Source organism: Georgenia faecalis (assembly GCF_003710105.1).
In the GTDB taxonomy this organism is placed as follows: Bacteria; Actinomycetota; Actinomycetes; order Actinomycetales; family Actinomycetaceae; genus Georgenia_A; species Georgenia_A faecalis.
The window spans coordinates 1,827,750-1,842,054 of sequence record NZ_CP033325.1; the positions used below are offsets into that span (position 1 = coordinate 1,827,750).

Genomic DNA, 14,305 nt, shown 5'->3' on the forward strand with positions numbered 1-14,305 from the left:
TCAGCCCTCGTCGCTCGACGGGTGCTCCTCGAGCCACCGGTTGAGCGCCGCGCGGTTCGCCTGGTGCTCGGCGTAGTCACCGGTGAACAGCGTCTCCCCCGAGTCGAGGTCGACCGTGACGAAGTACAGCCAGTCCCCCGGCGGCGGGGCGATGACCGCCTCGACGGCGGCGGCGCCCGGCGCCCCGATGGGGGTCGGCGGCAGGCCGGGGTGCAGGTAGGTGTTGTAGGGGTTGTCGTCGTCGAGGTCGGAGCGGGTGGGGATGCCCCCGGACTTGCCGACGCCGTAGAGCACCGTGGAGTCCATCTGCAGCCGGCCGTTGACCTGCTCCGTGTCCGCCAGCCGGTTCTCGATGACGCGGGCGACGCGCCCGTAGTCCTCGGCGAGGAAGACCTCGTGCTCGACGATCGATGCCTTGGTGAGGACCGCCTGCCGCTCGGCGGCGGGCACCGCGAGGGCGTCCAGCGTGCTCACCGTCTGCTCGACCATGGTGCGCAGGATCGTCGTGGCGTCGACGGAGGGCTGGAAGGAGTAGGTCGCGGCGGCGAACCACCCCTCGGGGTTGCCCCCGGCCTCGGCGGGCAGCCCGATCGCGGCGGGGTCGGCCGCGGCCGCCTCGACGTCCGCGAGCGGGAGCTGGGTGACGGCGGCGATGCGCTCGTAGACCTGCGTGGCCCGCCAGCCCTCGGGCACCGTGATGGTGACCTCGGACTTGTTGGCGGGGTCGAGCAGGGCGGCCACGGCGTCGGCCGCGGCCATCTCCTCAAGGAGCACGTAGGTGCCGGGCTGGATCCCGGAGGCGGCCGGGTTGGCGGTGAAGGCGGTGCTGAACGCCCCGGGGCTGGCGACGACGCCCGCCTCGGTGAGCATCTCGCCCATCTCCGTGCCCGAGGTGCCCGGCTCGATGACGACCTCGACGCTGCCGGACCCCGGGCCGGGGAAGTCCGTGGCCTCCGGCGCGGGACGGTCGGTGAGGAGCGGCCGCAGGACGAAGAACGCCGCGACGGCGAGCCCGGCGATGAGGAGCAGGCTGAGCACCACGGCGATCGCCGTGCGCTTGCGCCGCTGCCGGCGCCGCTGCGCGCGCTCGCGCCGCTCCGCGCGCCGCTGTTGCTCGGAGTGCGACGGCGAGGGCTCCGCCAGCTTCTGGTCGAACAGCTCGCTCACTTGGGGGACTCCTCCGTGTGCCTCTCGTCCTCGGCGGACACCGGTTCACCCACGGGCTCACCGGTGCCACGTTCGGCGTCCAACGCGGACTGCAGGATGAGGACGGCGGCCACCTGGTCGACGACCTCCCGGTGCCGACGGCCGGGACGCCCCGCCGTGTGCAGCGCCTGGTGGGCGCTGACCGTGGTGAGGCGTTCGTCGACCAGCCGGACGGGCACCGGCTGACAGACCCGTGCTATCCGCCCAGCGTACTCACGTGCGTTCAGTGCTCCCGAACCCTCCGCCCCCGAGAGGTGACGCGGCAGGCCGACGACGATCTCGATCGCCTCCTCCTCGCGGGCCAGCTCGGCCAGGCGGGCCAGCTCGCTGCCGTCGCGGCGCCGGGCAAGGGTCTCCACCGGCGTGGCCAGCAGGCCGGAGCGGTCCGAGCGGGCCACCCCGACCCGGACCGTCCCGACGTCGACGCCGAGCCGCACCCCGGCGCGCGTGGTCACGCGCCGACCGTCGCCGTGACGTCCTCGGCGACGGCGGCCAGCGTGGCCGTCAGCGCCCCGGCGTCGGTGCCACCGCCCTGCGCGAGGTCGTCCTTGCCGCCACCGCCGCCACCGAGGCGCTGGGCGGCCGAACGGACGAGGGCGCCGGCGCGCACGCCGGCGTCGCGGGCCGCGGCGTTCGTGGCGATGACCACGAGGGGGCGGGCCTTGCTCACGGCGCCGACGGCGACCACCGCCGGGGCGGAGTCCCCCAGGCGGGAGCGGACGTCGAGGACGAGGCTGCGCACGGCGTCCGGGGAGGCGACCTCACCGGCGTCGGCGGTGACCACGCGGACGCCGGAGACCTCGTGGGCCCCGGCGGCGATCTCGCCGGCCCGGGCGAGCAGCTGCGCCTGGCGGAGCTGGCCCAGCTCCTTCTCGGCCGCCTTGAGCTTGGTCATGAGCGCGGTGATGCGCTCGGGCAGCTCCTCGGAGCGCCCGCCGACGAGCCCGGTGACCTGGCTGACCAGGGCGTGCTCCTTGGCCTGGAACTCGTAGGCGCCGGCCCCGACGAGCGCGTCGACCCGGCGCACGCCGGAACCGATGGACGCCTCACCGAGGAGGGTGACGAGGCCGAGCCGGCCGGTGCTGGCCACGTGGGTTCCGGCGCACAGCTCGCGCGACCAGTCCCCGCCGATGGACACCACACGCACCCGGTTGCCGTACTTCTGGCCGAACAGCGCCATGGCGCCGGCGGCGAGGGCGTCGTCGATGTCCATCACCTGGTCGGTGACGTCGAGGTCCTCCGCCAGACGGGTGTTGACGCGCTCCTCGATCTCCCCGAGGACGGTGGCCGGGACCTGGGCGCCGTGCCGGAAGTCGAACCGCAGCCGCGACGGTGCGTTCTCCGAGCCGGCCTGCGTGGCGTGGTCGCCGAGGTGCTCGTGGAGCGACTTGTGGACCATGTGGGTCGCCGTGTGGGCGCGGGCGATGGCGTGCCGGCGCGCGGTGTCGATGCGCGCGACGCCGGGCTCGTCGAGGGTGACGGTGCCCTCGGTGAGGCGCCCACGGTGCACCGGCAGGCCCTTGATGGGCGCCTGGACGTCGTCGACCTCGATGATGGCGCCACCGGCGAGGGTGATGGTGCCCTGGTCGGCGAGCTGGCCGCCGGCCTCGGCGTAGAACGGGGTGCGGTCGAGGACGACCTCGACCTCGGCGGGCGCCGTGGCCAGCGGCGCGGGCTGCCCGTCGACGAGCAGGCCGGCGACGGTCACCTCCGCGACGGCGTCGGTGTACCCGAGGAAGGGCACCTCCCCGCCGAGGCGCGTGAGGACGTCGCGGTAGACGCCCGTGTCGACGTGCCCGGCCTTCTTCGCGGCGGCGTCGGCGCGGGCGCGCTCGCGCTGGGCGGTCATGAGCCGGCGGAAGCCGTCCTCGTCGACGCCGACGCCCTGCTCGGCGGCGATCTCGAGGGTGAGGTCGATGGGGAAGCCGTAGGTGTCGTGGAGCGCGAAGGCGCGGTCGCCGCTGAGGCGCGCGCCCTGGGCCTTGGCGGCGGAGACGGCGGTGTCGAGGATCGTCGTGCCCGCGGTGAGGGTGCGCCGGAACGCCTCCTCCTCCTCGTAGGCGACCTGGGAGATCCGCGAGAAGTGCGTCTCCAGCTCGGGGTAGGAGCCCTTCATGGCGCCCATCGAGGCCGGGAGCAGGACGGGCAGCGTCGGCTCGTCGACGCCGAGCAGGCGCATGGCGCGCACGGCGCGGCGGATGATCCGGCGCAGGACGTACCCGCGCCCGTCGTTGCCCGGGCGCACGCCGTCGGAGATGAGCATGAGGGCGGAGCGGACGTGGTCGGCGACCACGCGCATGCGCACGTCGTCGACGTCGGCCGAGTTGCGGCCGAGGCCGTAGGTGCGCCCGCTCATCTCCTGCGCGGCGGCGATGACCGGGTAGACCTCGTCGATCTCGTAGAAGTTCTCCTTGCCCTGGAGCAGGAAGGAGAGCCGCTCCAGGCCGAGGCCGGTGTCGATCGCCTTCTGGTCGAGCTCACGGACCAGGGGGTAGTCCTTGCCACGGCCCTCGCCGCGCAGGTACTGGTCGAAGACGAGGTTCCAGATCTCGAGGAACCGGTCGCCCTGGACGTCCACCGCCGGACCGCCGTCGGGCCCGTAGGCGGGGCCCCGGTCGTAGTGGATCTCCGAGGTGGGGCCGGCCGGCCCGGGCTGCCCGGTGTCCCAGAAGTTCTCCGCGCGGGTCTGCTTCTGCACGCGCTCGGCGGGCAGGCCGATCTGGCGGCGCCAGATGTCCTCCGCCTCGGCGTCCTCGTCCCAGATGGCCACCCACATCTTGTCGCCGTCGAGGCCGTAGCCGCCGGCCTCGAGCGGGGAGGTGAGGAGCTCCCACGCGTAGGTGATCGCCCCCTCCTTGAAGTAGTCGCCGAAGGAGAAGTTGCCGGCCATCTGGAAGAACGTGCCGTGACGGGTGGTCTTGCCGACCTCCTCGATGTCGTTCGTCCGGATGCACTTCTGGACGCTCGCCGCGCGGGGCCACGGGGCGGGCTGGGTACCGATGATGTAGGGGATGAACGGCACCATCCCGGCGATGGTGAAGAGGATCGAGGGGTCCGGCGAGATCAGCGGGGCGCTCGGCACGACGGCGTGGCCGCGCTCGGAGTAGTAGTCCAGCCAGCGGGTGCGGATCTCGGCGGTGCGCATGAGTCCTCGGTTTCGATCGGTGGGACGGTGGGGGTACCGGCGGGGCGGTACGGCCTCCGGGCGGGCCCGGGGCCTACGGGCGGTGCGTGCGCCGCCAGCGGGCGTCGGCGAGCTCGGCGTCGGTGGGCAGGAGCCCGGTGCGCAGCTCGGCCTCACGGGCGGCCATGTCGGCCCGGAACAGGGCGAGGCGGCGGCGTGCCTCCGCGCGGGCGGAGGTGACCACGCGGGTCACGGAGCGGCGGGTGGCCGGGACGGCGAGGACGACGGCGGTGGCCGCGACCGCGCCGAGGGCGAGCACGCGCGGCACGTCAGGCCTCCCGCGAGGGGCGGACGAGGCGGCGCACGGCGTAGGAGAACGACGCCAGCTTGATGAGGGGCGCGCCCACGGTGGCCGAGACGAGCGTCGTCACCGCGGAGACGTTCTGCGAGACCTCCGCGGCGGACGTCGTGATGACGTCCACCTTGCCGAGCTGGGCGTTGCTCGCCGCGATCGTCGCCGCCGCCTCGTCGACGACGGGCACGGCGTGCTCGGTGATCTGGCGGACGGAGTCCGTGGCGGCGTCAAGGACGCGACCCAGCTTGAGGAGCGGGACGGCGAGGAACGCCACGAGCACGACGAAGGCGAGGGCGGCAATGATCCCGGCAATGTCACCGATGGACATCCGTGCTCCTTGGGTGGGGGGAAGGGGCCGGTGCGAAGGCTACCGGTGGACGACGGCGCCCCGGGAACCGGCAGGACCGGCGCCCGGGGCGCGTCGAGGAAGGACCGGCGTCAGCGCGAGTAGTACTCGACGACCAGCTGGACGTCGCAGGTCACGGGGACCTCGTCGCGCTTGGGGCGACGGACGAGCTCGGCGCGCAGCTTCTCGACCTGCACGTCGAGGTAGGCCGGGACGGCGGGCAGGACGTCGCGGTGGGCGCCGGCGGCGGCCACCTGGAACGGCGTCATGACCTGGCTCTTCGGCTTGACCTGGATGACCTGGCCGGGCTTGACCCGGAAGGACGGGCGGTCGACGAGCTTGCCGTCGACGAGGATGTGGCGGTGCACGACGATCTGGCGGGCCTGGGCGATCGTGCGGGCGAAGCCGGAGCGCAGGACGAGGGCGTCCAGGCGCATCTCGAGGAGCTCGACGAGCGCCTCACCGGTCATCCCGCTCTCGCGACGGGCCTCCTCGAAGGTGCGCTGGATCTGCACCTCACGCAGGCCGTACTGGGCGCGCAGACGCTGCTTCTCCTTGAGCCGGACCGCGTAGTCGGACTCGGTGCGGCGACGGGCGCGGCCGTGCTCGCCCGGCGGGTAGGGGCGCTTCTCGAAGTACTTGACCGCCTTGGGCGTCAGCGCGAGGCCGAGGGCCCGGGACAGCCGCACCTGGCGGCGCGAACGGCTCTGGTTGTTCTTGCTCAACGAAAACACTCTTCCTGTCGTGGGAACGTCACGCCGGGCGGACGGACGTCCGTCGGCGCGGGATCGACCGTCGTGGCCATGACCCCAGGTGGTCGCCGCGCGCAGTGCGCCGGGCAACCGGTCGATCTTATCAGGCTCAGCCCTCGCCCCTCAGCCCTCGCCCTTCAGCAGCGCCCGGATGCGATCGAGCCGGGCGCTCACCTCCCGCTCGTGGCCGTGCGTCGTCGGCGTGTAGTAGCGCGCGGTGGCGAGGGTGTCCGGCGCGTACTGCTGGGCGGCGATGCCGTGCGGGTGGTCGTGGCTGTAGCGGTACCCCTCGCCGTGCCCGTGCCCCTTGGCCCCCGCGTAGTGGGCGTCGCGCAGGTGCGGCGGCACCGTCCCGGCCTTGCCGGCCCGCACGTCGGCGATCGCGGCGCCGATCGCCTTGTAGGAGGCGTTGGACTTCGGCGCCGTGGCCACGTGCACGACGGCCTGGGCGAGGACCAGCTGAGCCTCGGGCATGCCGATGAGCGCGACCGCCTGGGCGGCGGCCACGGCCGTGGTGAGCGCGGTGGGGTCCGCCATGCCGACGTCCTCGGACGCGGCGATGATGATCCGGCGGGCAATGAACCGTGGGTCCTCCCCCGCGACGATCATCCGCGCGAGGTAGTGCAGGGCGGCGTCGACGTCGGATCCCCGCATCGACTTGATGAAGGCGCTGATGACGTCGTAGTGCTGGTCGCCCGCCTTGTCGTACCGGACGGCGGCGACGTCGACGGCACGCTCCACCGCGGACAGCGTGATGCGCGGCTCCCCCGAGGACGCCGCGGTGCCGGCGGCCGCCTCGAGGATGGTGAGGGCCTTGCGCGCGTCGGCGCCGGCGAGGCGCAGGAGGTGGGACTCCGCGTCCTCGTCGAGCTCGAGCGTCCCGCCGAGGCCGCGCTCGTCGGTGAGCGCCCGCCGCAGCAGGACCCGCACGTCGTCCTCGGCCAGGGGTCGCAGCGTGAGCAGGAGGGAACGGGACAGCAGGGGGGAGATCACCGAGAAGCTCGGGTTCTCGGTGGTCGCGGCGATGAGGGTGACCCAGCGGTTCTCCACCGACGGCAGCAGCGCGTCCTGCTGCGACTTGGAGAAGCGGTGCACCTCGTCGATGAACAGGACCGTCTCGCCGGCGCCGGTGACGAGCCGGCGGCGGGAGTCGTCGACGACGGCCCGGACGTCCTTGACGCCGGCGGTCACGGCGGAGAGCTCGACGAACCGGCGGCCCGACGCGTGCGCCACGAGGTAGGCGAGCGTGGTCTTCCCGGTGCCGGGCGGGCCCCAGAGGATCACCGACGGCGGCGCGATCCGGGAGGCCTCGGCCGGCTCGACGAGGCGGCGCAGCGGCGAGCCCGGCTCGAGCAGGTGCGCCTGCCCGACCACCTCGCCGAGCTCGGCGGGGCGCATCCGCACGGCCAGGGGTGCCCCGGCGTTCACGCTGGGCACGCCGGCGTCGTCCGCACCTGCGGCGTCGAAGAGGTCCACGCCCCGAGGGTACGCACGCCGGTGGGGCGGCCGGCGCCGCAGCGGCGCCAGCGCGTGCCGGCCGCGGGTGCGAGGATGAGCGCCGTGTTCGACCGACTGGGCCGCACCGTCGCCCGCCACCCGCGCACCACCGTCCTCGCGTGGCTCGCCCTCGCCCTGGTCTCCGTGCTGCTCGCCGGCGGCCTCACGGGCGAGGGGCTCTTCGCCCGCCTGCAGACCGGGGAGCCCGCCGCCCCCGGCTCCGACAGCGAGCGTGGCCGGGAGATCCTCGACGAGGCCTCCTCCGCCGGGGAGGAGATCAGCCTCCTCGTCGAGGGCGTCGACCTCGCCGACCCGGCGGTGGTGGCCGAGATCACCACGGCGCTCCAGCCCGTCCACGGGGACCTCGCCGACCTCGACGGCGTCGCCGAGGTGGTGAGCCCGTTCGTCCTGCCCGGGGGCCTCGAGCACCCCGCCGCCGGGTCGCTGGTCGCCGCCGACCAGGACGGCTTCCTCCTCTCGGTCACCCTCGAGGAGGACCTCCCCGACGCCGCCGCGGTGCACGACGCCGTCGTCGAGCGCCTCGACGAGGTGCCCGCCGACCTCGCGGACATGACCGGCGGCGACGTCGAGGTCCTCACGTCCTCCCCCACGCTCATCGCCGACGCCATCGTCGGTCAGGTCCAGGAGGACCTCGTCCGGGGCGAGGTCGTCGCGCTCCCCCTCGCGCTCCTGCTCATGGTGGTGGTCTTCGGTGGGTTCCTTGCCGCGAGCATGCCGCTGGTGGGGGCGCTGGCCTCGATCGCCGTCGGCCTGGGTGCCCTGCTCGGCTTCACGTACGTCATGGACATCGACTCCTACATGATCAACGTCCTCACGGTCGTCGGTCTCGGCCTGTCGGTGGACTACGGCCTCCTCGTCGTCTCCCGCTACCGGGAGGAGCTGCGCCACGCCCTCGCTGCCGAGCCCGCCGCCGACGACGACGACCGGCGGCGGCGCCGCGCGGGCCGCGACGAGGCGGTCACCGCCGCGCTGGGCCGGACGCTGGCCACCGCGGGCCGCACGGTGACGTTCTCCGCCGTCACCATCGCCCTCGCCATCGCCGGCATGGTCTTCATGACCCCCGAGCTCATCCGCGCGCTCAGCGCCGCCGGCGTGACGATCGTCGTGCTCTCCGTGCTCGCGTCGATCACCCTCGTGCCCGCCCTGCTCTCCCTCATCGGTCGCCGCCTCGACCGGCCCTCGGTCCTCTCCCGCGTGCCGGGCCTGCGGCGCGTGGTGGGCGGCCTGGGCGATGTCGCGCCGGAGGAGGGGGTCTTCTCGCGCATCGCCCGGTTCGTCCACGCCTACCCGTGGCCGGTGCTCCTCGGGGTGCTCGCCATCCTCGTCGTCCTCGCCAGCCCGCTGCGCTCGTTCGACATGCGCTCCTCCGGCGTGGAGCTGCTCCCCTCCGAGTCCGACCAGCGCGACTTCATCACGTCCCTCGTCGAGGACTACCCCGCGGCCGAGGCGCCGGCGGTCGTCGTCGTCGTCGACGGGACCGAGGAGGAGGCCGCGGCGCTGGCCGAGGAGGTCGCCGCGCTCGACGGCGTCACCGCGGTGGGCCCGCCCGCGCCGGCCGGCGAGTACACCACCCTGGGCGTCCGCCTGAGCACCGACGACCCCGGCGGCGCCGAGGCCGCGGCGGTCGTGAGCGAGATCCGCGACCTCGACGCCGAGGTCGAGACGTGGGTGACCGGGCAGAGCGCCATCCAGAAGGACTTCAACGACGCCCTCGTCGACGGCATGCCGTGGGTGATCCTCTTCGTCGCCGCGGCGGTCCTCGTCCTGCTGTTCCTCATGACGGGGTCCGTGCTCATCCCGATCAAGGCGCTGCTCACCAACGCGCTCTCGCTCGCCGCGTCGCTGGGCATCACCGTGTGGATCTTCGTCGAGGGGCACCTCGCGGACGTGCTGGGCTTCGAGCCCGTCGCCGGGCTCGAGGCGACCGTGGTGCCGCTCATCATCACCTTCGGCTTCGGCCTGGCGATGGACTACGAGGTGTTCCTCCTCGCCCGGATCAAGGAGTTCTGGGACGCGGGCCTGCCCAACGACCTCGCGGTCGAGCGCGGCCTGCAGCTCATGGGCCGCATCATCACCTCGGCGGCCGCGATCATCATCGCTGTGTTCGCCGGGTTCGCCTCGGGCGACCTCATCGTCATCAAGCAGGTGGGCCTGGCCCTCGCCGTCACCGTCCTCATCGACGCGACGCTCGTGCGGCTGCTCCTCGTGCCCGCCACCATGACGCTCCTGGGGAAGTGGAACTGGTGGGCCCCGGCGCCGCTGGCGCGCCTGTACGAGAAGGTGAAGATCGTCCACTGAGCCCAGGCGGGCCTACGCCCGTTCGCGGCGGGGGCGTCAGCCCTCCGGGGCGAGGTTCTCCACCTCGTGCCCGACGCGGTACCCGAGCCGGGTGTACACCCGCCGGGCCGCGTCGTTGTCGGCCCAGATGCCGTAGTGCACGTAGGGGCGCTGGGTGAGGCCCCACCGGGTCACCGCGGCCATCATCGCCGAGGCCACCCCGCGCCGGCGCCAGCGCTGGTCGGTGCCGAGCCCGGAGAGGTGGATGCCGCCGTCGTCCGGGGCGTGCACGGCGACGACGCCGCGCAGCAGGCCGTCCTCGTCGCGGTACCCCCACCACGCCAGCGCCTGGTCGCCGGGATCCGCGCTGGTCTCGGGGTAGGCGACCGCGAGGCAGGCGCGCACCTCGTCCTCACGACCGGTGCCCATGGGGGCCACCCGGTCCTCGCCCGGCTGCGGCGCCGGCGGGGTGGTCGACCACATCCAGTCCCACCCGCGGCCCGTCACCAGGGCGTACCGCGCCCGCACCTCCGGCGGCACGAGCGCCCAGGTGCCGCGGGTGAGCATCGCGGACGCGGGACCGCCCGCGTCCGCGGCCGCCTGGACGAGGAGCTCCGCCAGGGCGTCGGGCCGGCCCGTCCCCACGAGCTGCACGCGCGCCGCGGGACGTCCCGGCTCCCGCGCGGTGCCCTCCCGGCGCACGCGCAGCAGGGTCGCGTCCGGCGTCTCCCAGGCGCGCTCCTCGTCCCAGCGGTGCGCGTGGGCGCGCAGGAACAGGTGCCGCTGCACCTCAGCCCTCGTCGGTCGCCGTCTTGGGCTTGGCGTCGACGCCGGCCTCGCGGCGCTGCTCCGGCGTGATGGGCGCCGGCGCCTGGGTGAGCGGGTCGTAGCCGCCCCCGGACTTGGGGAACGCGATGACGTCGCGGATCGAGTCCGCGCCGGTGAGCAGGGAGACGATCCGGTCCCAGCCGAACGCGATGCCGCCGTGCGGCGGGGCGCCGTAGGCGAAGGCGTCGAGGAGGAAGCCGAACTTCTCCCGCGCCTCCTCCTCACCGATGCCCATGACGGCGAACACGCGCTCCTGGACGTCCCGGCGGTGGATACGGATCGACCCGCCGCCGATCTCGTTGCCGTTGCACACGATGTCGTAGGCGTAGGCGAGCGCCTCGCCGGGCGACTCCTCGAACCGGTCGATCCACTCCGGCGTCGGGGAGGTGAAGGCGTGGTGCACCGCGGTCCACGACCCGGACCCGACGGCGACGTCGTCGTCCTCGCCCGTGGGCTTGAACAGGGGCGCGTCGACGACCCAGAGGAAGGACCACTCGGAGGAGTCGATGAGGCCGGCCCGGCGGCCGATCTCCAGGCGGGCGGCGCCGAGCAGGGCGCGCGCCTCGGAGGGGCGGCCGGCGGCGAAGAACACGCAGTCGCCCGGCTGGGCGCCGACGGCCTCGGCGAGGCCGGCGCGCTCGGCCTCGGAGATGTTCTTGGCGACGGGCCCGCCCAGGGTGCCGTCCTCGGCGATGGTGACGTAGGCCAGGCCCTTCGCGCCGCGCTGCTTGGCCCACTCCTGCCACGCGTCGAACGTGCGACGGGGCTGCGAGGCGCCGCCCGGCATGACGACGGCTCCGACGTAGGGGTTCTGGAAGACCCGGAACGGGGTGTCGGCGAAGTACGCGGTGAGGTCGGTGAGCTCGAGGCCGAACCGCAGGTCCGGCTTGTCCGTGCCGTAGCGCGCCATCGCGTCGGCGTAGGTCATCCGCGGGATCGGCCCGGGGATGTCGTAGCCGATGAGCGACCACAGGGAGGCGAGCACCTGCTCGGCGACGGCGATGACGTCGTCCTGGTCGACGAAGCTCATCTCGACGTCGAGCTGGGTGAACTCCGGCTGGCGGTCCGCGCGGAAGTCCTCGTCGCGGTAGCAGCGGGCGATCTGGTAGTAGCGCTCCATGCCGGCGACCATGAGGAGCTGCTTGAACAGCTGGGGCGACTGCGGCAGGGCGTACCAGGCGCCCGGGGACAGGCGGGCCGGCACGAGGAAGTCGCGCGCCCCCTCCGGCGTGGAGCGGGTGAGCGTCGGGGTCTCGATCTCCACGAAGTCCTGGGCGTCGAGGACGCGGCGGGCCGCGGCGTTGGCCTGGGCGCGCAGGCGCAGGGCGTGCGCCGGTCCCTGGCGGCGCAGGTCGAGGTAGCGGTACTTGAGCCGGACCTCCTCCCCCACCTGCCCGCCGTCCTCGGCGTGCGCGGAGACCTGGAAGGGCAGCGGCGCGGCGGTGTTGAGGACGACGACGTCCTCGGCGATCACCTCGATCTCGCCGGTGGGCAGCGCCGGGTTGGCGTTGCCCTCGGGGCGCAGCGCGACCGCGCCGCGCACCTGGATGACGTACTCGCTGCGCAGCTCGTGGGCGACGTCCTCGTCCCGGATGACCACCTGGCAGATCCCGGAGGCGTCGCGCAGGTCGATGAAGGCGACCCCGCCGTGGTCCCGTCGGCGATCCACCCAGCCGGACAGGGTGATGGTGGTGCCGGCGTCGGCGGCGCGCAGGGAGCCTGCGGTGTGGGTGCGGAGCACGGGGGTCCTTCCGGTCGGGAGCGGGCGCACCGCGAGACGGGCGGGCGCGGCCACGATCCTAGTCACCCGGGGCCGCCGCGGCCCTCCCGCACTCCGCGGCCGGCCGCCGACGCGCGCGGGCTCAGGCCGGGGTGTGCGGGACCTCACCCCGCCCCCCTCTCGCCTACGGATGCCGACGACCGCTACGCTGGGGGTTCACTGGAGTGCACTAGACCGCCACCAGGCCCCGAGCGGATGTTCGCGCATTGAGTACCGGGCCCTTCTTGTTGCGGACGTGAGTCGCCGACCTGGCGACCCGCACTCCGCACCTCACGACGGGTTCCCCTTGACTGCCACCATGCCCTCGCACGCCTCCGCTGACCTCTCCGGCGCCGACTTCTCCGAGCTCGACATCACCGTCCCCACGACGTTCGCCGACCTCGGGCTGCCCGAGCACCTGCTCTCCGCGGTGCTCGACCTCGGCTTCACCATCCCCACCGACATCCAGGCCGAGGCCATCCCCCGCCTGCTGTCCGGCCGCGACGTCGTGGGCATCGCCCAGACCGGCACCGGCAAGACCGCCGCGTTCGGCCTGCCGCTGCTCGCCGCCGTGGACGCCAACCGCGCCAGCGTCCAGGCGCTCGTGCTGGCCCCGACCCGCGAGCTCGCCGTCCAGGTGAGCGACGCCATCGCCTCCTTCGCGGCCCGCACGCCGAAGCTGCGCGTCCTGCCGATCTACGGCGGCTCGAGCTTCACGCCCCAGCTGCGCGGCCTGCGCGAGGGCGCCCAGGTGGTCGTCGGTACCCCGGGCCGGATCATCGACCTCATGGAGCGCGGCACCCTCGACCTCTCGGGCGTGCGCTTCCTCGTCCTCGACGAGGCCGACGAGATGCTCCGCATGGGCTTTGCCGACGACGTCGAGAAGATCGCCGCCAACGTCCCCGCCAGCCGCCGCACGGCGCTGTTCTCCGCGACGATGCCGGCCGCCATCAAGAAGGTCGCCGCCACCCACCTCACCGACCCGGTGCGCGTCGCGGTCTCGCGGCCCTCCTCGACGACGGCCACGGTCCACCAGACCTTCGCCGTCGTCCCCTTCCGTCACAAGATCGGCGCGCTGGCCCGCGTCCTCGCCGTGAGCGACGCCGACGCCGCCATCGTCTTCGTGCGCACCAAGTCCGCCGCCGAGGAGGTCGCCCTCGAGCTCGCCGGCCGCGGTATCCAGGCCGCCGCCATCTCCGGCGACGTCGCGCAGCGCGAGCGGGAGAAGCTCATCGACCGCCTGCGCTCCGGCACCCTCGACGTCCTCGTCGCCACCGACGTGGCGGCCCGTGGCCTCGACGTCGAGCGCATCGGGCTCGTCGTCAACTTCGACGTCCCCCGCGAGGCGGAGGGCTACGTCCACCGGATCGGCCGCACCGGCCGCGCCGGGCGCAGCGGCGAGGCCCTCACCTTCCTCACCCCCCGTGAGCGCGGGCGCCTGTCGCAGATCGAGCGGCTCACCGGCACCGCCCTCGAGGAGATCCGGATCCCCTCCCCCGCGGACGTCTCGGCGCACAAGGCCAACGTCATGCTCGCCGACGTCGAGGCCCGCCACGCGGCGGGACGCCTCGACCTGTACCGCGAGCTCATCGCGGTCCACGAGGCGCAGCACGGCATGGACGTCTACGAGCTCGCCGCGACCCTGCTCGCCATGGCCATCGGCGACGGCGGCCCGGGCACGGACGTCGTCGAGGCGCCGACCACCGAGTCGAGCGAGTTCGTCCAGGCGCGCTTCGACAGCGGCTCGGACCGCGAGCACGTCGCGGGCCGCGGTCGCTCCGGCGGCGCCCGGTCCGCCGGCACCGGCCCGCGCTACCGCGTCGAGGTCGGCCACCGCGACGGCGTCCAGCCCGGCGCGATCGTCGGCGCCATCACCGGCGAGGGCGGCCTGCGCGGCTCCGACCTGGGCAAGATCGACATCTTCCCCAGCTTCTCCCTCGTGGAGATCAACGCCGAGCTCGACGCCGAGGCGTCGCGCCGGATCGGTGCCGCCCGCGTCGCCGGCCGCCCGCTGCGGATCCGTCCCGACGCCGGACCCCGCCGCCCCCAGCGCGACGGTGGCCGGCCCGAGGGCCGCACCGAGCACCGCGGCGGCGGGCACCGTTCCGCGCACTGACCGACCCGCACGCTGAACGCCCCC

11 protein-coding genes are annotated in these 14,305 nt (G+C 74.1%); 2 read left to right on the top strand and 9 right to left on the bottom strand.

The features are described from left to right. From mltG to EBO36_RS07990, 7 genes are all read right to left on the bottom strand, one after another. Entirely contained in the window at positions 1–1,167 is a 1,167-nt protein-coding gene (mltG, locus tag EBO36_RS07960) for an endolytic transglycosylase MltG (RefSeq protein ID WP_222928697.1), read from the bottom strand. Then, positions 1,164–1,661, bottom strand: coding sequence for a Holliday junction resolvase RuvX (ruvX, locus tag EBO36_RS07965; RefSeq protein ID WP_241236953.1), 498 nt, complete (start codon positions 1,659–1,661; stop codon positions 1,164–1,166). Before ruvX ends, mltG begins: the two co-directional genes overlap by 4 nt. Further along, a complete protein-coding gene (alaS, locus tag EBO36_RS07970) occupies positions 1,658–4,351 on the bottom strand; it encodes an alanine--tRNA ligase (RefSeq protein WP_122824142.1) in 2,694 nt (897 codons plus the stop codon). The genes ruvX and alaS overlap by 4 nt, the downstream gene beginning before the upstream one ends. 73 nt (positions 4,352–4,424) lie before the next feature. Then, a complete protein-coding gene (locus EBO36_RS07975) occupies positions 4,425–4,658 on the bottom strand; it encodes a hypothetical protein (protein ID WP_122824143.1) in 234 nt (77 codons plus the stop codon). A 1-nt stretch (position 4,659) separates the two neighbouring features. Next, positions 4,660–5,013 (bottom strand): DUF948 domain-containing protein, encoded by a 354-nt coding sequence (locus EBO36_RS07980; RefSeq protein ID WP_122824144.1) that lies wholly within the window; start codon positions 5,011–5,013, stop codon positions 4,660–4,662. Positions 5,014–5,123: 110 nt separating this feature from the next. Beyond that, the gene (gene rpsD / locus EBO36_RS07985) at positions 5,124–5,756 is read right to left on the bottom strand and encodes a 30S ribosomal protein S4 (RefSeq protein ID WP_122824145.1); all 633 of its coding nucleotides are present in this window, start codon (positions 5,754–5,756) and stop codon (positions 5,124–5,126) included. A gap of 150 nt (positions 5,757–5,906) precedes the next feature. Further along, entirely contained in the window at positions 5,907–7,259 is a 1,353-nt protein-coding gene (locus EBO36_RS07990; protein ID WP_122824146.1) for a replication-associated recombination protein A, read from the bottom strand. Positions 7,260–7,334: 75 nt separating this feature from the next. Between EBO36_RS07990 and EBO36_RS07995 the strand changes: the two genes are divergently transcribed. Then, a complete protein-coding gene (locus tag EBO36_RS07995) occupies positions 7,335–9,599 on the top strand; it encodes an MMPL family transporter (protein WP_122825535.1) in 2,265 nt (754 codons plus the stop codon). Positions 9,600–9,635: 36 nt separating this feature from the next. Here the strand turns inward: EBO36_RS07995 and EBO36_RS08000 are convergent, their stop codons facing one another. Both EBO36_RS08000 and aspS read right to left on the bottom strand, forming a co-directional pair. Beyond that, complete coding sequence (locus EBO36_RS08000) at positions 9,636–10,367, bottom strand: GNAT family N-acetyltransferase (RefSeq protein ID WP_122824147.1); 732 nt, start codon at positions 10,365–10,367, stop codon at positions 9,636–9,638. Position 10,368: 1 nt separating this feature from the next. Then, positions 10,369–12,147 (bottom strand): aspartate--tRNA ligase, encoded by a 1,779-nt coding sequence (aspS, locus tag EBO36_RS08005; RefSeq protein ID WP_122824148.1) that lies wholly within the window; start codon positions 12,145–12,147, stop codon positions 10,369–10,371. A 337-nt stretch (positions 12,148–12,484) separates the two neighbouring features. On the opposite strand from aspS, the gene EBO36_RS08010 reads away from it, so the two are divergent. Then, a complete protein-coding gene (locus tag EBO36_RS08010) occupies positions 12,485–14,281 on the top strand; it encodes a DEAD/DEAH box helicase (RefSeq protein WP_206515522.1) in 1,797 nt (598 codons plus the stop codon). The last annotated feature ends 24 nt before the right edge of the window (positions 14,282–14,305 follow it).

Excerpts from the sequence above, each read along its gene's own strand:
- EBO36_RS07995 (WP_122825535.1), top strand. The coding sequence starts at position 7,335 with ATGAGCGCCGTGTTCGACCGACTGGGCCGCACCGTCGCCCGCCACCCG.
- EBO36_RS08010 (WP_206515522.1), top strand. The coding sequence starts at position 12,485 with ATGCCCTCGCACGCCTCCGCTGACCTCTCCGGCGCCGACTTCTCCGAG.
- EBO36_RS07980 (WP_122824144.1), bottom strand. The coding sequence starts at position 5,013 with ATGTCCATCGGTGACATTGCCGGGATCATTGCCGCCCTCGCCTTCGTC.
- alaS (WP_122824142.1), bottom strand. The coding sequence starts at position 4,351 with ATGCGCACCGCCGAGATCCGCACCCGCTGGCTGGACTACTACTCCGAG.